The 19,395-nt window shown below is 65.6% G+C and carries 16 protein-coding genes and 1 pseudogene; 8 read left to right on the forward strand and 9 right to left on the reverse strand.

Features of this window, described 5'->3' with window-relative positions; genetic code table 11:
- Positions 1–14: 14 nt before the first annotated feature.
- The 7 genes from HALZIN_RS0105630 to HALZIN_RS0105660 all read right to left on the reverse strand — a co-directional run bounded on the left by HALZIN_RS0105630 (position 15) and on the right by HALZIN_RS0105660 (position 7,584).
- Complete coding sequence (locus tag HALZIN_RS0105630) at positions 15–992, reverse strand: PDR/VanB family oxidoreductase (protein ID WP_084173380.1); 978 nt, start codon at positions 990–992, stop codon at positions 15–17.
- Positions 993–1,264: 272 nt separating this feature from the next.
- Positions 1,265–2,086, reverse strand: a complete 822-nt coding sequence (locus tag HALZIN_RS0105635; RefSeq protein WP_031383262.1) for a sugar phosphate isomerase/epimerase family protein — start codon at positions 2,084–2,086, stop codon at positions 1,265–1,267.
- Entirely contained in the window at positions 2,083–3,825 is a 1,743-nt protein-coding gene (locus HALZIN_RS0105640) for an FAD-dependent oxidoreductase (protein ID WP_031383263.1), read from the reverse strand. Before HALZIN_RS0105640 ends, HALZIN_RS0105635 begins: the two co-directional genes overlap by 4 nt.
- Before the next feature lie 3 nt (positions 3,826–3,828).
- On the reverse strand, positions 3,829–4,890 hold the full coding sequence (locus HALZIN_RS0105645) for a Gfo/Idh/MocA family protein (protein WP_031383264.1): 1,062 nt from the start codon (positions 4,888–4,890) through the stop codon (positions 3,829–3,831).
- A 103-nt stretch (positions 4,891–4,993) separates the two neighbouring features.
- Positions 4,994–5,941, reverse strand: coding sequence for an AEC family transporter (locus HALZIN_RS0105650; protein WP_031383265.1), 948 nt, complete (start codon positions 5,939–5,941; stop codon positions 4,994–4,996).
- 24 nt (positions 5,942–5,965) lie between these two features.
- Positions 5,966–6,748, reverse strand: a complete 783-nt coding sequence (locus HALZIN_RS0105655) for an IclR family transcriptional regulator (RefSeq protein ID WP_031383266.1) — start codon at positions 6,746–6,748, stop codon at positions 5,966–5,968.
- Between the two features lie 44 nt (positions 6,749–6,792).
- A complete protein-coding gene (locus HALZIN_RS0105660) occupies positions 6,793–7,584 on the reverse strand; it encodes an IclR family transcriptional regulator domain-containing protein (RefSeq protein WP_031383267.1) in 792 nt (263 codons plus the stop codon).
- Between the two features lie 201 nt (positions 7,585–7,785).
- Here HALZIN_RS0105660 and HALZIN_RS0105665 point away from each other — a divergent pair, with 201 nt between their 5' ends.
- The 5 genes from HALZIN_RS0105665 to HALZIN_RS0105685 all read left to right on the forward strand — a co-directional run bounded on the left by HALZIN_RS0105665 (position 7,786) and on the right by HALZIN_RS0105685 (position 13,447).
- Positions 7,786–9,123 (forward strand): class-II fumarase/aspartase family protein, encoded by a 1,338-nt coding sequence (locus HALZIN_RS0105665; protein ID WP_031383268.1) that lies wholly within the window; start codon positions 7,786–7,788, stop codon positions 9,121–9,123.
- Between the two features lie 162 nt (positions 9,124–9,285).
- Positions 9,286–10,104: a CoA transferase subunit A gene (locus HALZIN_RS0105670; protein ID WP_031383269.1), complete on the forward strand. Its 819-nt coding sequence runs from the start codon at positions 9,286–9,288 to the stop codon at positions 10,102–10,104.
- Entirely contained in the window at positions 10,104–10,874 is a 771-nt protein-coding gene (locus HALZIN_RS0105675) for a CoA-transferase subunit beta (protein WP_031383270.1), read from the forward strand. The genes HALZIN_RS0105670 and HALZIN_RS0105675 overlap by 1 nt, the downstream gene beginning before the upstream one ends.
- A gap of 11 nt (positions 10,875–10,885) precedes the next feature.
- A complete protein-coding gene (pcaF, locus tag HALZIN_RS0105680) occupies positions 10,886–12,103 on the forward strand; it encodes a 3-oxoadipyl-CoA thiolase (protein ID WP_031383271.1) in 1,218 nt (405 codons plus the stop codon).
- A gap of 159 nt (positions 12,104–12,262) precedes the next feature.
- On the forward strand, positions 12,263–13,447 hold the full coding sequence (locus HALZIN_RS0105685; protein ID WP_031383272.1) for an alpha/beta fold hydrolase: 1,185 nt from the start codon (positions 12,263–12,265) through the stop codon (positions 13,445–13,447).
- A 206-nt stretch (positions 13,448–13,653) separates the two neighbouring features.
- On the opposite strand, the pseudogene HALZIN_RS0105690 reads toward HALZIN_RS0105685, so the two are convergent.
- Both HALZIN_RS0105690 and HALZIN_RS0105695 read right to left on the reverse strand, forming a co-directional pair.
- Positions 13,654–13,938 (reverse strand): annotated as a pseudogene (locus tag HALZIN_RS0105690) (MarR family winged helix-turn-helix transcriptional regulator); the annotation flags it as partial.
- Between the two features lie 176 nt (positions 13,939–14,114).
- Positions 14,115–16,094: an FAD-binding monooxygenase gene (locus HALZIN_RS0105695; protein WP_328286628.1), complete on the reverse strand. Its 1,980-nt coding sequence runs from the start codon at positions 16,092–16,094 to the stop codon at positions 14,115–14,117.
- A 445-nt stretch (positions 16,095–16,539) separates the two neighbouring features.
- Here HALZIN_RS0105695 and HALZIN_RS0105700 point away from each other — a divergent pair, with 445 nt between their 5' ends.
- The 3 genes from HALZIN_RS0105700 to HALZIN_RS0105710 are packed head-to-tail and all read left to right on the forward strand — an operon-like array spanning position 16,540 to position 19,384.
- Complete coding sequence (locus tag HALZIN_RS0105700) at positions 16,540–17,562, forward strand: TRAP transporter substrate-binding protein (RefSeq protein WP_031383275.1); 1,023 nt, start codon at positions 16,540–16,542, stop codon at positions 17,560–17,562.
- A gap of 14 nt (positions 17,563–17,576) precedes the next feature.
- Positions 17,577–18,095, forward strand: coding sequence for a TRAP transporter small permease (locus HALZIN_RS0105705; RefSeq protein WP_031383276.1), 519 nt, complete (start codon positions 17,577–17,579; stop codon positions 18,093–18,095).
- Complete coding sequence (locus HALZIN_RS0105710) at positions 18,092–19,384, forward strand: TRAP transporter large permease (RefSeq protein WP_031383277.1); 1,293 nt, start codon at positions 18,092–18,094, stop codon at positions 19,382–19,384. Before HALZIN_RS0105705 ends, HALZIN_RS0105710 begins: the two co-directional genes overlap by 4 nt.
- Positions 19,385–19,395: the final 11 nt, after the last annotated feature.

The raw sequence follows: 19,395 nt of genomic DNA on the forward strand, positions 1-19,395 counted from the left end.
CGAAAGCGAACGGCTCATTCTGGAAGGTCGATGATTAGTTCTTCCGAGATGGCACGCGAGACGCAGACCATAATGTTGTCCTGGTGTTCGGCCTCTGACAGCACCAGGTCGCGATGGTCTGCCTCACCTTCCACCAGGCGGGTGCGACAGGAGCCACAGGTGCCGCTTTCGCAGGAGTAAGGGACGTGATGCCCGTTGGCTCTCAACGCTTCGAGAATCGACACGCCCGCCGGGACAGGCACGGCTTCGCCGGTCTTGGCCAACCGTACGGTGAAGGGCTTGTCATCTTCCTTGCTTGCTGACTTGCGCGTGCCGAAATCCTCGAAACGCACACTCGAGGATGACCAGTGCCCCGTCATATCGCGTACGGCTTCCATCAGGCCGCGCGGACCACAACAGTAGACGTGTGCGCCCTTGGGCTGCTCGAGTACCGGCCACAGGTCGTAAGCATTATCAGGGTCACCCTGGTCATGGTGAATGATGACCTTGCCACGGTACTCGGGGCCGCTCAGCTCCTCGAGAAAGGCCGTCTGGGCGGCGTCGCGCGTTAGATAATAGAGCTTGAATGGCTTGCCGCCGGTGGCGCGCAGATGGCGGATCATCGCCATGATCGGAGTGATGCCGATGCCGCCAGCGATGAACACGTAGCGTGCCGGATTGCCCTTGAGCTCGAAGTCGTTGTGCGGGTCGGAGACCTGCAGCCTGTCGCCGGCCTGGGTCTCGTCGATCAGACTCTTCGAACCACCTGTCCCGGCCTCCTCGCGCTTGACCGCGATCACGTAGCGGTGGCGCTCTTCGGGATCGTTGCACAGCGAGTAACGACGCACCTGGCCATTGGGTACGCGGATGTGGAGATGCGCCCCGGGTGTGAATTCGGCAAGCTCATGGCCATCGGGATGCGCTAATTCGATGCGATAGATCCCTTCGGCGATCATGTCCAGCGCCGTCACTTCGAGTGCGCTCATGGGAACTTCGGCGGGAGTGCTAGCCATGGGGAAATCCCGTGTTGTCATTGATGGCACAAAATACTTTTATATCTAAGTATTTTTGAAGACCAAATGCAATCGGGGGAGCATTCGACTTTAGTCGTGCGGCTGAGGGGCGGCTCGGGCACAGGCCCAAGGCGGCGGAGCGGATAAAGTAGTGCGAAGCGACACGTCTGTGGGGAGCCGGGTTCACGGGCGCATGGGGCGATCCATGAGCCGGGAATTGCAAGGGTATTGCGGGCAACGCGCAAGGCGCTGTCGCCCAGCACGGTGTCGTTTCAGCAGATGATGTCGAGCAATCGCCGGCTGGCTGTCAGCGCCCCGCGGGCACGCTCCAGTGCGCTCACGCCGCGTTCGCGCAAGGCCTGGGTAGGGACCTCCAGGCTCAGCGGCACGTCGGGTGGCAATACCGCTAGCAGCCCGGCCAGGTCGATGTCGCCCTCGCCGGGGAAGCAACGCGCCTGGCGGGCCTGGCGAATGATTTCGTCCATCGAGTCGGGGCGTGGCCCGGCCACGTCGCACAGCTGCGCGTAGCGTATCCAGTGGCGTGGCACCTCGGCCAGCTCGTCGAGCCGGCTCCCCGAATGCTCGAAATGGAAGGCATCGACCAGCAGCCCAGCGTTGGGCCGGTTCGCCGTGGCGACGATGCGCCGGGCCTGGGACAGGTCACAAACGCCGGTCCATGGCATGAACTCGAGGTGCGGGTGTAGGCCGAAGCGCTCGGCCAGCTCGCACAGTGCGGCGAAGTTGTCGGTCAGCCGGCCCTCGTCGTCATCGTTGCCGGCGACCAGCACTTCGCTTGCGCCCAGCTCGGCACCGACTTCCAATGCCGCTGCGAAATCGCATGCGACGTCGGTTTCCGGCCTGAGACGCAGGATCTCCACATCGAGCACCGCGATCCCGGTGTCGCGCAGCCGCGCCTGGGTCCGACGGCGCAGGGCGGCGTCGGCGATCAGCGGGAAGTGATGCTCCTCGGGGGTGGCGGGGATCAACCGCAGCCCGACCCGGTCGTAGCCGGCCCGTGCCGCGACCTCGGCCATCTCGGGCGGAGAGAGTTCGAGCACGGTCAGTGCGGCCAGCGAAAAGCAACGCTCGTTCATGGTATGTCTCGCGGTTTCGGAGGAGTTCCGGCCCGGGCGTCTGCGTCGAGTCCCGCCGCGTGACGCGCGGCGATGTAGCCGAAGGTCATCGCCGGACCCAGGTTGACGCCACCCGCCGGATAGAAGCCGCCCATGATGCTGGCCATGTCGGTGCCGGCAGCGTAGAGCCCGGCAATCGGCGTGTTGTCGCCAGCGAGCACCCGGGCATGGGCGTCGGTCTCGAGCCCGGCGAAGGTGCCGAAGCTGCCGGGAACCACCTTGACCGCATAGAACGGCCCTCTTTCGATGGGTGCCACGCAGGGGTTGGGTCGATGCAGCGGGTCGCCCTGCTTGCGGTTGTAGGGCGTCGAGCCACGCCCGAATTCGGGGTCCTCGCCATGACGGGCAGGCGCGTTATACGCCTCGACGGTCGCTGCCAGTCCCGCCGCGTCGATGCCGCAGTGCGCGGCCAGTTGCTCCAGGGTACGGCCGCGCTTGAGATAGCCGCGGCGAATCCAGTGCCCGAACGGCACCGGCACCGGTCGCACGATGCCCAGCCCGTAGCGACGCAGGAAGCGGTGATCGCAGATCAACCAGGACTCGACCGGCTGGTCCTCCGGCAGTGCCTCGATCAGCGCCGCCACGTAATCGTAGTAGCCGTGGGCCTCGTTGACGAAGCGCCGGCCGTCGGCGAGCACGCCGATCAAACCCGGCTTGCCGCGATCGATGATGTGCGGGAAATGGCCGACCCGGCCGTCCCGGTAGGGCACCGCCGAGACCGGGCACCAGGCGGCGGGCGAGGCCAAGCCGGTACTCAGCCGCCCACCGGCGGACTCGCCCAGGGTGATGCCGTCGCCATTCGCCGCTTCGGGCGGCAGCGCGAGATGCTCGCGGCCGGTCGGGGTGCGCGGGAAGTGGCGCCGGCGGCGTTTGACGTCGTGGGGAAAGCCGCCGGCGGCGAGGATCACGCCGCGGCGGGCGTGCAGCGTCTGTTCGCCGTCATGGGTTGCCACCGTCACGCCATACGCGCGGCCATCGGCCATTACCAGGCGCCTGGCCGGCGAGGCCGTCCAGGTTTCCACACCCAGCGTGTCGGCGGACTTGACCAGCCTCCCGATCAGCGCCACGCCGTTGACCCAGTGCATCGCTCGACCGTAGCGGGCGAGGTGGTAGAGATGGCGCGTCACGCGCCGGGCCACGTGCCGCGCCGAGCGCCACGAGCGGGTCACGGAGAGAAACGCCATCAGGTCCGGCCCGGCCTGGATCGGCATGCCCAGGAAGGCGGTTTCGGGCATGGTCCTGCGGATGTCCGCGACGCGCTGGCCGAGCTCGCGGGCGTCGAAGGGTGCGGCGATCACCGAGCGCCCGCCGTTGCCGGCGCCCGGCGCATCGCCATGGATGTCGGGGATGGCGTTGCCGTCGTTGAACGCGAGTGCAGTATGCGCCTGGAAGAAGTCGACCATGCGCGGCGCGGCGTCGAGGAAGGCGTCGATCCTCGTCGCGTCGAAGCGCTCGCCGAGTTCGTTACGGAGATAGGTGCGGATCGTCTCGACGTCCTCGTCGATCCCCGCCTCGCGGGCGAAGCGGTTGCGGGGAATCCACAGCCAGCCGCCGGACCAGGCGGTGGCACCGCCCAGGACGTTCTCCTTCTCCACCACGATCACCTCGAGGCCGTGATGGGCGGCGGTCACCGCGGCCGCGAGTCCGGCGGCGCCGGAGCCGACCACCACCAGGTCGCAATGGCGCTCATGCGAGGCCATGGCTCAGGCCTCCCAAGGATAGCTGGGCTGGGTTGCGCGGCCGCTCGCGGCGGCTCGTTCGACGGCGTCGATCAGTGCCAGCGTGCGGGCGGCGTCTTCGACATCGATCAGCGCCACCGCCTCGCCGCGTGCCACGGCGATGAAGTGGGCGAGCTGACGATCTAGCGCGGCGCCTGCGTCGGGCGTGATGGCTTCTTCGGCCAGCGGGGCGTGCCAGTGCGGCTCGTCGGCGTAGCGCCAGGCGCGGAGCTGGGGTAGGGCCAGCGCGCCGGCGGTGCCGGCGAGCAGATAGCAGGGCTGGCCGGACTGCTGCGGATAGACGGGATTCTCGCCGCTGGTCAGTTCCCAGCTCCACGGCGCGCTGGCGCTATCCGAGGCGTTGACGGTGCCCAGCGCGCCGTTGGCGAAGCGCAGCATCAGTGCCGCGGTGTCGGCGTAGGGCAGGCCACGCAGCCGCTGGCTGGCCATCGCCTGGACCTCGACCACCTCGCCGCACAGATGGCGCAACAGGTCCAGGTCATGAATCAGGTTGGTATGCAATAGCCCATTGCCCGGCTCGCGTCGCCAGGGCGCGGCGAAGTAGTCGTCGGGTTTGTGCAGCTGCCACAGCGCGGTGACGTTGGTCGGCTCGCCCAGCACGCCGTCGGCGAGCCACTCGTGAGCGCGACCGATCAGCGGGTTATGGCGACGGTGGTGGCCGACCAGCAGCGGTGTCGAGTGGCGACGGGCCGCGGTGACGAGCGTGGCGACTTCCTCCAGCGATACGCCCACGGGCTTCTCGATCAACGCCGGCACGCCTGCCGCCAAGCACTCGAGCGCGCTGGCGACGTGCAGGGCGTTGGGGTTGGCAATGATCGCGGCGTCGGGGCGCTCGGCGGCGAGCAGTTCGCGCGGGTCGCGATAGGCCGGCACCCCGAGTTCGGCGGCGAAGGCCCGGCCGGCGTCGCCGGGGTCGGCGATGGCGCAGAGTGTGGCGTCTGGCTGGCGGGCGATCACCGCCTGGTGCTGACGGCCCATGGTACCGGCACCAATCAAGGCGATGCGCAGGGGCTTGGAAGCGGGCATCGTGGAGCTCTCCGGAGGAGTGTCTTGCGAATTTAGAACTAAGTTCTGAAATTTGCAATGCGTACGCTTGTTCGCAAACCAGCGTTGCCTGCCGGTGCGGGTCTCAGGGAATGGGCAGCCGCTGCGCTTCGATGAGCCACAACAAGGTGCTCACGGTGACGAACGACAATAGCGTGGCGAGCATCAGCGAGGCGGTGCACAACTCGCCGTGTCCGTAGCGCTGGCCGAGGATCGGGTAGACGCTGAGCATCGGCACGCTGGCGAGGACGATCGCCGCCGTGGCCAGGGCGGGATCGAGTGGCGGTAGCCACAGCAGCATCAGAAATACCGCCAGCGGATGCAGCAACAACTTGGCGAAGACTATCTGGCTGACCTCTGAGAACATGCCGCGCACCTGCAGCCCATAGAGACTGCCGCCGACCACGAACAGCGCCGTGGGCCCTGCCGCGGTGGCCAGCATGTCGATGGTCTTGAACACCGGGGCGGGCAGTTCGAGCCCGCTGACAGCGATGATCAGGCCGCTGAAGATCGCGATCAGGATCGGGTTGCGGGTCAGCCGACGCAGCGTCTTGAACAGCGCACTCCAGAACGAGCCGCCCTGCTGCCGGCCGGCCTCGGCCAGCGCCAGGGCGGTGGGAATCATCAGCAGGTTTTCCACCACCATGTTGAGCGCCATGGCGATCGCCGCCATCGGCCCGACGACCATGGCGGCGATCGGGTAGCCGATGAAACCGCTGTTGGCCGATGAGGTGCCGAGGGCGAACACAGCGCTCTCGCCGAGCGGCTTGCCGCGCAGCCGGGCGAACACCAGCACCGCGGCGAATAGCGCCCCCGAACCGAGCCCATAGGCGGCCAGGTAGATGGGGTTGAAGACCTCGCCGATCGGCTTCTGGATCAGCGCGCGGATGATCAGCGCGGGCAGTGCGAAGTTGATCACGAAACCGCCCAGGCTCTGGACCTGGCCCTTGTCGAGCAGGCGAAGCATCACGGCCAGGTAGCCGATGCCGATCAGCAGGAAGATCGGTGTGGTGATGGCAAAGATGTCGAGCACGGCAGCGTCCTTGTCGGGGGCGGGTCACTCGCAGAAGAGCTGTGATGACTGGCTGCAATGCGAGAGTTCCTCGACGGCCTGCAGCAGCTTGGGGGCCAGTTCGTGCATGCGGCTTTCGGTGAGTCGCACGCTGGGCCCGGCAATGCTGATCACGCCGATCGGGTGACGCCTGATGGGGTGGCGAATGACCGCGCCGAAGGCCGAGGTGCCCAGCGCCGAGCTGTCGACGCAGCAGGTGTAACCGCGCTCCCGGGCCAGCGCCAGACGCTCGAGCAGCTCGGCGTCGGTGCGCGGCGCGTTGGGGCCGAAGCGCTCGGGATCGTCGCCGTCCTGGCGGGCGAGCAGGGTCAGGGCGGTATGGTCGTCCAGGCTGGCCAGCCAGGCCTGCCCCGAGGCGGTATAGCGCAGTGGCGCCTCACGGCCCATGTCGGGGTCGTAGCGTAGTCCGGTGCGCGTGCCCTGGGCCTTGGCGATCCAGGTCTGGCGATCGCCCTCGATCACCCCCAGGCGCACCAGTTCCCCGGTCTCGGCGGCCAGTCGGTCGAGGATGGGTTGCAGTACGTCGCTGGCGCCGGTGCTGCCCAGATAGCGAAAGCCCAGTGCAACCAGTCGGGTCGACAGCCGGTAATGGCCGGTGCGGCTTTCCTGACGGGCGTAACCCAGCCGGATCAACTCGTTGCAGATGCGGTGCGCGGCGCTCTTGGGGATTTCCAGGCGTTCGGCCAGCCGCTGTAGGGGAATGCCGTCGGGTTCGCTGGATAGGGTCTCGAGTACCCGCAGCGTGCGTTCGATCAGGCTGCCTGCCATCTATCCTTCCTTTGATGTCGACGGTTGAAGCGCGGTGAAAGACGTCAACTGACCTGGATAGCGATCTGGCGGGTCTTTTCCTGCAGTAACGGCAGGAAGCGCTCGGTGAGCGTGGCCAGGTCGATACGGGCGGCGTTGGTGCTGACGTTGATCGCACCGAGCAGCTTGCCGTTGGCGTCGAACGCCGGCACCGCCAGCGAGCGCAGCGCCGAGTCGAGTTCCTGATCGACGATGCAGTAGCCCTGCTGGCGAACCTGGCGCAGCCGCACGCGCAGCTCGTCTTTGTCGACGATCGTGCGCTCGGTGTAGCGCGTGAGCGTGACCGTTTCGAGCAACGCCTCGAGCTCGTTTTCGGGTAATTGCGCCAGCAGCACGCGACCCATCGAGGTGGCGACCGCCGGCAGCCGGGTGCCCACCGACAGGGCGATCGCCATCAGCCGGTGAGGCGCCGCCGAGCGTGCCACGTAGATCACGTCGTTGTCGTCGAGCACGCCCAGCGACGACGATTCGCCGATCTGCGCGGTGATGTCCTCGAGATGCTGCTGGATCACCGTGCGGTAGTTGTTGGCCGACAGGAACGCGTAACCCAGTTGCAGGGTGCGCGGCGCCAGTTCGAAGTGGCGGTTCTGCTTGCGCACGTAGCCCAGCGAGTTCAGGGTCAGCAAAAAGCGCCGCGCCCGCGCCCGGTTCATGCCGGTCTTGGCGGCGACCTCGCTCAGGGTCATGCGCGGATTGGCGTGATCGAACGCCAGGATGACATCCAGACCGCTGGCCAGCGCGGTGACGAAGTCCCGGTCGTCGGGACTCAGCGGTTCATCCTTCAGGTGCGTCGTCATGGCGCCACTCTTCCTGTATTGCGTGTTGGAGGGAGTATTACTGAACAGTGTCGTGCCGGAACAGTATCGTGCCGGGAATCCGAGCGCGTCGGGGTCCAAGACACGTTGTCGTCGACTCGCTGTGACTCTAGCATAGAGTTCGAATTGCGAACATGTGTCCGCCAATTCGCCATTAGTGGCATGCCAACCGGAGAAAAGCGCATGTATGACCTGCTGTTACGCCACCCTTTCATGAGCGATGCCGGGCGCGAGGCGTGCCAGGCGACGGCGCTGGTGCGGGCGATGTGCGACGTCGAGCTGGCGCTCGCCGCTGAGCAGCAGGCGCTCGGGCTGTTGCCGGCGGGCAGCGCCGAGGCCATGGCCGAGCAGCTCGACGCGGCCGACTTCGATATCGCTGCGCTGGCGCGCGATACCGCCAAGGGCGGCAACGCGGCGATTCCCTTCGTCAAGCAGGCCCGGGCGGCGCTTTCCGACGACCTGAAAGGGGCCTTTCATCGTGGCGCGACCAGCCAGGACATCGTCGACAGCGCGCTAATGCTGCTGCTCAAGCCGCGTCTTGAGCGCTGCTCGCAACTGCTCGGGCAGAGTCTCGCCGATGGCGCGGCGCTGATGCAACGTCACCGCGACACGCCGATGGTCGGGCGCACGCTGATGCAGCAGGCGCTGCCGATCACCTTCGGCGCCAAGCTCGCTCAGTGGCTGTGGGGGCTTCATCAGGCCCGCCGACGCCTCGATGAGACGATCGACAGCGGTCTCTACCTGCAGTTCGGCGGTGCGGTGGGCGTGCATTCGGGCCACGGCGAGCACGGCGTCGCGCTAATGGCCGGCATGGCCCGGCGGCTGGGGCTCAGCGAGCCCTGGCTGCCATGGCATACCGACCGTCAGCCGATCCATGCGTTGGGCTGCGCGCTGGATGGCGTCGCCGTGGCCGCCGAGAAGATCGCCCTCGACGTGGCGCTGATGACCCAGACGGAAGTCGGCGAGCTGGCCGAGCCGGCCGAGGCCGGGGTCGGCGAGTCGTCGTCGATGCCGCACAAGCGCAACCCGGTGGGCTGTGCACGGATCCGTGCCGCGGCGCGCCAGATCCACGGCGTCTTGAGCGTGCTCGCCAATGCCGGCGCTCAGCCGCTGGAGCGTGGGCTCGGCGAGTGGCACGCCGAATGGGCGCCGCTGGTGGACGGCGTGCTGCTGTTGGAGGGCGCGCTGGAAACCCTCGGCCACCTGCTCGCGGGGCTGGAAGTCAATCAACAAGCCATGGCGCGCAACCTGGCGGTGACCGGCGGGGCGATCATGGCCGAGCCGGCGGCGCAGGTGCTGCAGACGGTGATGGTCAGCGACGACGCCAAGCGGGTGGCCCGCGAAGCCAGTGAAACGGCGCGTCGCGACGGGATCGCCTATGCTGATGCCTTGCTGGCCCACGAGCGGGTCGCGGGCAGCGACATCGATGCCGCGGCGCTACGCAATGCGGTGCGACCGGAGTTATACATTGGTAGTAGCCGGGCGCTCGTCGAGCGTGTCGGCGAGCGCCTCAAGGGCTAAGAAGGCGTTTGTTTTTAAAAGCCATTTTTAGAATCCGAAGGGATAGCGACGGGCCGCGCAAGCGGCCCGTCGCGTTTGACGCGGCGCGGCGGCGTGAATTACTTTGTTCGTATTACAAACCTGTGTTCACCAAGCGAACATAACGCGTTGAGAGGCGACATCATGGCCGAATTCCTCAACCTGCATGACGCGGTGGCGCGCTACGTCGACGATGGCGCCACCGTGGCCATGGAGGGCTTTACCCACCTGATCCCGTTTGCCGCCGGTCACGAGATCATCCGCCAGGGCAAGCGCGAGCTGACCCTGATCCGCATGACCCCCGACCTGATCTACGATCAACTGATCGGCGCCGGCTGCGTCAAGAAGCTGATCTTCTCGTGGGGCGGCAACCCCGGCGTCGGCTCGCTGCATCGGCTGCGCGACGCGGTGGAGAAGGACTACCCGCATCACGTCGAGATTCTCGAACACAGCCACGCGGCGATGGCCTGCGCCTACGAGGCCGGCGCCTCGGGCCTGCCGCTGGCGGTGCTGCGCGGCTACGTGGGCAGCGACCTGCCCAAGGTCAACGACCAGATCAAGTTCATCGAATGCCCGTTCAGCGGCGAGAAGCTCGCCGCGGTACCGTCGATTCGCCCCGACGTCAGCGTGGTGCATGCGCAGAAGGCCGACCGCAAGGGCAACGTGCTAATCGAGGGCATCGTCGGCGTGCAGAAGGAGGCGGTACTGGCGGCCAGGCACAGCATCGTCACCGTCGAGGAGATCGTCGACGACCTCGACACCCATCCCAACGCCTGCGTGATTCCCGGCTGGGCGATCAGCGCCGTGGCGGTCGCCGAGCAGGGCGCCTATCCGTCGTATGCCCACGGCTACTATCCGCGCAACAACCGCTTCTACAAGGAGTGGGATACCATCGCCCGCGACCGCGATGCCTTCGAGGCCTGGCTCAAGACTCATGTGCTTGAAGCGGGAGGAGAATCCTGATGAGCAACTACACTTCCGCGGAAATGATGACCGTGACCGCCGCCCGCGCGCTGGCCAACGGCATGACCTGCTTCGTGGGCATCGGCCTGCCCTCCGAGGCGGCCAACCTGGCGCGGCTGACCCATGCCCCCGAGGTGGTGCTGATCTACGAGTCCGGCACGCTGCAGACCAAGCCCGAGGTGCTGCCGCTGTCGATCGGCGACGGCGAGCTTTGCGAGACCGCACTGACCACCGTGTCGGTGCCCGAGATGTTCCGCTACTGGCTGCAGGGCGGCAAGGTCGACGTGGGCTTTCTGGGTACCGCGCAGATCGATCGCTACTGCAATCTGAACACCACCCTGATCGGCGACTACACGGCGCCCAAGGTGCGCCTGCCGGGGGGTGGCGGGGCGCCGGAAATCGCCACCAACGCCGGCGAGGTGTTCATTACTCTCAAGCACTCCACGCGCACCTTCGTCAACGAGGTCGACTTCGTCACCACGCTGGGCTTCGGGCGCGACGGCAAGGGCCGCGACGGCGTGCCCAACATCGGCAAGGGCCCGACCCGGGTGATCACCGACCTGTGTGTGATGCGTCCCGATCCCGACACCAAGGAGCTGGTGGTCGTCTCGCTGCACCCCAGCGTGACCGCCGAGCAGGTCCAGGAAGCCACCGGCTGGAAGATCCGCTTTGCCGAGACGCTGGAGACCACCGAGGCGCCCAGCGAGAAGGAACTGAGCGTGCTGCGTGAACTCAAGGACAGGACCGACCGCCATCATGCGGGAGAATAAGGAGTATCGACATGACTGACGTCTATCTGTGTCATCCGATTCGTTCGGCGGTGGGCAAGTTCGGCGGCGCACTGGCCAGTGTGCGCCCCGACGATCTCGCCGCGGATCTCTTCCGCGCGCTGCTCGCACGGGCCCCGGATCTCGATCCGGCGGCCATCGACGACGTGATCATGGGCTGCGCCAACCAGGCCGGCGAGGACAACCGCAGCGTGGCGCGCATGGCGCTGCTGCTCGCGGGGCTGCCGACCAGCGTGCCCGGAACCACCATCAACCGGCTGTGCGGCTCGAGCATGGACGCCATCGGCACCGCGGCGCGCGCCATCCGCGCCGGCGAGGCCGAGCTGATGATCGCCGGCGGCGTCGAGTCGATGTCGCGGGCGCCCTACGTGCTCGGCAAGGCCGAGACGGCGTTCTCGCGCGGCCAGGTGATGGAGGACACCACCATCGGCTGGCGCTTCATCAATCCGCTGTTGAAAGCGCAGTACGGGGTCGACTCGATGCCCGAGACGGCGGAGAACGTCGCCGAGCAGTTCAATATCTCCCGCGAGGATCAGGATCAGTTCGCCTACACCTCGCAGCTCAGGACCAAGCGGGCCCAGGACAGCGGCCGGCTGGCGCGCGAGATCGTGCCCATCGAGATTCCCCGGCGCAAGCAGGAGCCGCTGATCTTCGATACCGACGAGCACCCGCGCGAGACCACCCTCGACAAGCTCGCCACCCTGCCCACGCCGTTTCGGGCCGCCGGCTCCAGCGTGATGGGCTCGGTCACCGCGGGCAACGCCTCGGGGGTCAACGACGGCGCGGCGGCGATGTTCGTCGCCAGCGAGGCGGCGATGAAGCGCCATAGCCTGGTGCCGATCGCACGTATCCACGGCATGGCCACCGCCGGCGTCGAGCCGCGGATCATGGGCATCGGCCCGGTGCCGGCGACGCGCAAGCTGCTCGCTCGGCTCGACATGACGCTCGACCAGCTCGACCACATCGAGCTCAACGAGGCCTTCGCCTCGCAGTCGCTGGCTTGCCTGCGCGAGCTGGGCATTGCCGACGACGATCCGCGCGTCAACCCTAACGGCGGGGCGATCGCGCTGGGCCATCCGCTGGGCATGTCCGGGGCGCGCCTCATCACCTCAGCGGCCCACGAGCTTGCGCTCAGCGACAAGCGCTTCGCGCTGTGCACCATGTGCATCGGCGTCGGGCAGGGGATAGCGACCGTGATCGAGCGGATTTAAGAGAGGGAAGAAAGAAGAGGAAAGACCGAAGAGATGCATCATCGCGCCGTCGCGACACGAAGTGGCGCTCTTCCACCTTCAAGGGCGCAGCCCGTTCTTCCATCTTTCGGGATATCGCGCCGAGGCATCCGCCAAGGCGCTTACGATTGGAGAAGCCTTATGGCATTTCTCGACATCAACGGCCGCAGCGTCGCCTATCGCCTGCTGGGCAGCCAGGCCAACCCATTGGTGGTTCTCGCCCATCCACTCGGGATGACGCAGACGGTGTGGGACGACGTGCTGGCCCGGCTATTGCCGCGCTATCGCGTGCTGACCTGGGACCTGCCGGGGCACGGTGCCAGCCAGGCCTGGCCCGAGCGGGGCGGCGACATCACCCCGGCCGACCTGGCGCACGAGGCATTGGCCCTGGCGGATCACGCCGGCGCCGGGCGCTTCCATTTCGTGGGTACCTCGATCGGCGGGGTGGTTGGCCAGCAGTTGCTTGCCGCTCACGCCGAACGGCTGCTGTCGGCGACCCTGACCAACACCGGCGCGGTGATCGGCACCGCCGAGCTGTGGAATACCCGGGCGCGGCGCGTGCGCGACGAAGGCCTGGCGGCGATGGCCGAGGAGATCGTGCCGCGCTGGTTCGCGCCGGCGCTTGTCGAGGCCGACCCGGCGCTCAAGGCCGGCTGGTGCGTGCAGATGGGCCGCGGCGACGATGAATCCTACGCCCGGCTGTGCGAGATGCTGGGCCGCGACACCTTCACCGGCCGGTTGCACGCCACGTCTATCAATATCCAGCTGCTGGGCGGCAGCGAGGACCTGGCCACGCCGCAGAGGACGCTCGAGGCGCTGGCCGGGGAGTGCGACGGCGCGCCGCTGGTGATCTTCGACGGCGTCGGCCACGTGCCATCGGTGGAAGCGCCCGAACGGCTGGCGGCCGCGCTGCTGGCGACCCTGGCAGTGGACCTTGGCGATGTCGGCGAGCGGGGCGTCGATTACGCCACGGGCCTGGAAACCCGCAAGCAGGTGCTCGGCGAAGAACACGTGGCGCGTGCCTCGAGCAAGGCGACCAGCCTGGACGCGCCCTTCCAGCAGATGATCACCCGGCTGGCCTGGGGCGAGCTGTGGAGCAACGAGGATCTGACCCGGCGCGAGCGCAGCATGATCACTACCGGTATTCTCGCCGCGCTGGGCCGCGAGGAACTGGAACTGCACCTCAAGACCGCGCAGCGCATCGGGCTTTCCGAGGCCGAGTTGCGCCAGGTACTCATGCATGTCGCCGTCTATGGCGGCGTGCCGGCCGCCAACCATGCCTTCGCGCTGGCCAAGCGGCTGGGCTGGGACGAGACGTTACAGTGACACTCGGGTATGGCAGGCGAATGGCAGTGTTAGGGAACGGTAGCTCCGATGAGCCATCGCCAGCGATATCCGGAAAGCTGGCGCAGTGGGTTTGGCATAAAGGCCAGGGCAGCCGTAGCAACAGCCTGATGATGTGAGCCGGGCGCGGTGTAGCGGATACCGGTGATAACTTCCTGAGAGTGCTTGTTCTCGGGGTGATATGCCGGTCAGTCCGTTTGGCGCACCGGCACGCGGCTTAAATGATTGTTTTCGTCGGCCAGCCGTTGCAGCAGTCGACACAGGGTTTTGTGATCGCTCTCGCATAGAGGGGCGAGCATCTCTTCCTGCACTTCGGCCACGGCGGGCTCAGCGATCTGACGCAGGTGTTTTCCTTCCGCAGTTAGGGAAACCATCAGGCAACGACGATCCTTGGGGTTGCGTCTCCGGGTGATCAGGCTGCGTTCCTCCAGCTTGCGTACCACCACGGTCACAGTATTTCGGTCCAAGGCCGTATGGCGGCCTAGGAGCCCGTCGGACTTGACACTGACCTACTGCGAATCCCGGCCTTTCGGCCAATTCCATCGATCCATTTCGTTAAATAGCGCGCTATTCGCCTCAATCGATCGATAAATTTGACTCGAAACCCGTGCTTCTCGTGACGATCGGCCAAGCCCGACAGACTCCTAGGTCACTTCGCTTCTAGCATGAAGCGCTCGAAAAACGCCGCCAGCTCGTCATGGGCTTTTAGCGGCAGCACGTTGGCGATGTGCTGGTCAGGGCGCACGATTACCAGACAGCCGTGCTCCCGGTCGATACCGCGCATGTCGAAAATATTCTGCGCATTCTTCAGATCGGGACAGAACACCTTCTCATAGTCGTGCAGGCCATAGCGCCCCTTGCGTGGCCACAGGAGCTGCGGGAAGCCATCCAGGGAGAGCTCGCGAAAATCCTGCTGGCAGATGGCGCGCAGATCGAACACCGAGTCGATGTCGTCGCCTGGCGGCGTGTGCTTGCGCACCGGCGAGTCAGGCGATTCATCGAGGAACCGGCACAGGCCACCGAGGCCCGATTCCGCTGCGGCGGGGTCACCGCCGCCGGCGAAGGCGAACAGTCGCCAGCGGCCATCTGCCTCCACCGTGTGGCCCAGGTGCATGGGCTTGGCATCCGACAGGCGCACCACCGGCGCGGAGTGGAAGCGCGTGCCGATTTCCAGGCCCGCAGCGAGATGCTGGTGGATGGGTTCCGCGGAAATTAGCGAGGGGTAGTACTGGATCGCCGTGCCGGCGGTAAAGCGCCCCTGTCTAACGAAGTACTCCTGGAATTCCTTGGGATCCACGCCGTCGCCCTTGTCCTCGGGCGAGCCCTTGGGCGGAGCGCTGAACATCCTGGCGAACTTGCGATCGAAGTCGATCAGCTCCTTGGCCACGGTCTGACGCTCGGTGGTGTAGGTATCGAGGATCGCCGGCGAGGCTTTGCCCTGCAGCACCGAAGCCAGCTTCCAGCCCAGGTTGAATGTGTCGCGCATCGAGACATTCATGCCCTGGCCCGCCTTGGGGCTGTGGGTGTGGCACGCATCACCGGCGATGAACACATGGGGCACGCGGTTGCCGACCGCCTCGAGGGGCACGTCATCGAATTTGTCGCACAGTCGCTGGCCGATTTCGTAGACCGACCACCAGGCGATCTCCTTCACGTCCAGCTTGTAGGGGTGCAGAATCCGCTGGGCGACGGCCACCAACTGATCCGAGGTGATGTTGCGGCTCGCCACCCGCTCGTCTTCGTTGAGCTTGTCGAGCTCGATATAGAGGCGGGTGAGGTAGCCGCCCTCCCGCGGGATCACTAGGATGTTGCCCTCGTTGGCGGAGTGGATGGTGGCCTTCATGCGGATATCGGGGAAGTCGGTGACCGCGAGCACATCCATCACGCCCCAGGCCTGGTTGGCCGAGTCGCCCACCAGCGAACGCCCCAGCGATTTGCGCACCTGGCTGCGTGCCCCGTCACAGCCGACCACGTAGCGGGCTCGCACCGTTTCCATTTCACCCCTATGTGCCTCATCGGTGCGCTCGAGGGTGACGGTGACCGGATAGTCGTCCGAGGTCAGGGTGACGGCATTGGCCTTCTCAATGTCGATCTGCACGTCGACCACGCGGCGCGAGTAGTTGGGTTCCAGCCGGCTGGGGGAGTGGCGCATCTGCTCCAGGTAGAAGTCATGCACCCGTGCCTGGTTAAGCACCGTATGGGGGAGCTCGGAGAGGCCATCCTCGGTGTCCTGGACACGACCGTGACGCATGATGTTCTTGCGGTCTGTCTCGTCGGGCTTCCAGAACACCGTCTCGTTGATCCAGCAGGCCTCCTTCATCACCTTGTCGACGAAGCCGAAGGCATTGAACATCTCCATGCTGCGGCAGGCGATGCCGTCGGCCTGGCCGAGCCGGATCGCCCCGTCTTTCTGCTCGACGATGCGAGTCTTGATGTCGGGGAAGGCCGAGAGTTGCGTGGCCAAGGTCAGGCCGGCCGGACCGCAGCCGACGATCAGCACGTCGACTTCATCAGGCAAACAATCGGAGTTGGCTGGTTCGCCTGCTGAGGCGTGGTGCTTGGGGTCGCCGGTGTGAAAGCCGTTGAGATGAAACTGCATGGTAGCCTCGTCGGTTGCTTCATCAGTCATTAATTGATCACTATTGTGATTATATGGCGAGTCCACAATTAGACTTTTTGCTAGCTTAAGCGCAGCGAAGCCACGTTTGGTCCAGGTCGGGGAGGTTGACCACTACAGATAGACTGAGTTGGCACAGCCGAGCGCAGGAGTTAAGGCGGGCCAGGAGCCCGTCGGACTTGACACTGACCTACTGCGAATCCCGGCCTTTCGGCCAATTCCATCGATCCATTTCGTTAAATAGCGCGCTATTCGCCTCAATCGATCGATAAATTTGACTCGAAACCCGTGCTTCTCGTGACGATCGGCCAAGCCCGACAGACTCCTAGAGCCCGGTTAAGACTAAAGTCGCTTTCCCCTCGGCGGCCGGTAGTTTACCTTCGTGTTATTAACGAACAGGTGTTCACCATGCGAATTTGGTGGGTGGGCACTAACGACAAAAACGCTTGGAGAAACCATGAAAACCAGAATCACCGCTTGCCTACTGGCGACATCCATCGCCGGCTTGACCGCTACCTCCGCCCAGGCCGCAACCACCTTGCGGCTGTCGCACTTCTGGCCGGAAGTCTCCACCGTCAACAAGCAGGTCTTCGCAAAGTGGGCCAAGGCGGTCGAAGAGGACTCCAATGGGGAACTGCGCGTTCAGCTCTTTCCCTCGCAGACGCTGAGCCAGGCCGATGAGACCTACAATGCCACCGTCAATGGCATCGCCGACATCGGCATCACTGCCCAGGGCTACACCAACGGCCGCTTCCCGCTGAGCCAGATCGTCGAGCTACCGGGAGTATCGACCTCGGCGCCCCAGGGAGCCTGCGTGCTGCAGACGCTCTATGACGATGGCCTGATCGATCAGGAATACGACGATTCCCGCGTATTGTTCATGTTCACCACCGGGCCGGGTTATTTGCATACCAAGAACACCAACATCGAGAAGCCCAGCGACCTCGAGGGGCTGCGCATGCGACGCCCCACCGCGGTGGCCGGCGACATCATGGAGAACATGGGGGCGCAGCCGGTGGGCATGCCCGCGCCGGATATCTACACCTCGCTGCAGCGTGGGGTGATCGATGGGCTGAGCATTCCCTGGGAGGGCATCAAGAGCTTCCAGTTGGGCGATCAGCTCAATTACCACACCCAGGTCCCGTTTTATACGCTGATCTTCGTCGCCACCATGAACCAGTCGACCTACGCCTCGCTGACGCCTGAGCAGAAGCAGGCGATCGACGAGAACTCCGGCATGGTATGGGCCGAGAAGGCCGGACAGGTATTCGCTGCCGAGGACGAAGCGGGTCGCAAGAACGCCGTGGAGCAAGGCGAAACCATCAACGTGATCGACAACCCGTTGCAGAACCCGGACTGGCAGAAGCCGCTCGAGGATGGCATCGAAGACTATCTGAGCGGGCTCGAGGAGCGGGGGCTCGATCAGGCGCGTGACGTCTACCAGGCGGCGCTGGATGCCGCCCAGTCCTGCGCACAATGAGTCGGAGTCGATCCATGCACGCGCTTTTGCGACTCAGTCGTTGGCTGGAGGTGTTCGCGCGCTTCATCGCCGGCCTCGCCTTGATCGGCCTGCTGGGGGTGACGGTCGTCGACGTGGCGCTGCGCTATCTCTACCGCTTGAGCGACGGGGCGTTCTCGCTGAGCGTGGTGGGTAGCGTGGAGCTGGTCAGCTACCTGATGCTGTTCGCGCTGCTGGCGGCAATGGCCGCCAACGTCGAGAAGAGCCAGGTGGTGGTGGAGGCCTTCAGTCACGGGCTGCGAGACTCTCTCAAGGCGCGCATCGCCGGTGTCTACCTGCTGGGCTTCGTGGTGTTGGGGCTGGTACTCGCGGTGGGGCTCTGGGACGCGGCGGTCAGCGCCGCGTCCTACGGCGAGACCACCCAGGACCTGCGCCTGCCGATGGCACCGATCTATACCATCGCCTCGGGATTGTGCGTGCTGCTCGGCGTGCGCTGCCTGTTGCATGCCATGCTCGGCGCGCTGTTCGCCCATCAGGTGGAGGGCGTCGAATGAGCAGTGAAATGATCGGCGCCCTGGGCCTCGGACTGCTGCTGGTACTGATGGTGCTGCGTGTGCCGGTGGCGTTGTGCATGCTGATCGTCGGTGTCGTCGGATTCTCTCAGGTGATCTCCTGGGGTGCGGCCATTTCGATGGTCAAGTCGGTGCCGGTCGAGGTGCTGTCGAACTACAGCTTCAGCGCGATCCCCATGTTCATCCTGATGGGCGTGCTGGCGGCCCATTCGGGGATGGCCGGCAAGCTGTTCAATTCCGTGCGGGTGATCTGTGGCGGCTGGAAGGGCGGCCTGGCGATCGCCGCGGTGGGTTCCTGCGGGATCTTCTCGGCGATCTCCGGCTCGTCGCTGGCCACCGCCAGCACCATGACCCGGGTCGCGCTGCCGGAGATGGAACGCCACGGCTACAATCGCGGCCTGGCCACCGGCGCGCTGGCTGCCGGCGGCACGCTGGGGATCATGATTCCGCCGAGCATCGCGCTGTTGATCTATGCCATTCTCACCGAGCAGTCGGTGGGCGACATGTTCGTCGCCGGGTTGATCCCCGGACTGATGGGGCTTTTGTTCTACGCCCTGACGGTCACTGTAGTGGTGCATCTCAAGCCGTCGCTGGCGGCGTCGGGCGAGCGCACCTCATGGCTCGAGAAGTGCGCCTCGCTGGCCGGTCTGCTGCCGTTCCTGGGGGTGTTCCTGGTGATCATCTTGGGCATCTACTTCGGGCTGTTCACGCCTACCGAAGGCGCCAGCGTCGGGGCTTTCGTCACACTGCTCTACGCGCTGGCCAAGGGCCTGCGCGGCAAGCAGCTGTGGGCGGGCGTGCAGGAGACTCTGGCGCTGTCGGCAGTGGTGTTCTTCATGCTGGTGGGCGCCGAGACGCTGGGCTACTTCATCTCGGTGTCGCGCATTTCGTTCTCGATCAGCGATTTCATTTATGGCCTGTCGCTGTCGCCGATGGTGGTCATGCTGTGCATTCTGTTGCTGTATTTCGTGCTGGGGATGTTCATGGACTCGATCGCCATGCTGGTGATCACCGTGCCGGTGGTCTACCCGATCATCCAGGCGCTGGGCATCGACCCGATCTGGTTCGGCGTCGTCACCGTGCTGACCGTGGAACTCGGCCTGATCACCCCGCCGGTGGGCATGAACGTGTTCGTGATCAAGGCGATGGCGCCGCATGTCGGGCTCGGCGAGATCTTCCGCGGCGTGGCGCCGTTCATCGTCTCGGACTTCGTGCGCCTGGCGCTGTTGCTGCTGTTCCCGGTGTTGACCACCTACCTGCTGACGGTGTGACAGCCGAGTTG

This window comes from Halomonas zincidurans B6 (genome assembly GCF_000731955.1).
In the GTDB taxonomy this organism is placed as follows: domain Bacteria; phylum Pseudomonadota; class Gammaproteobacteria; order Pseudomonadales; family Halomonadaceae; genus Modicisalibacter; species Modicisalibacter zincidurans.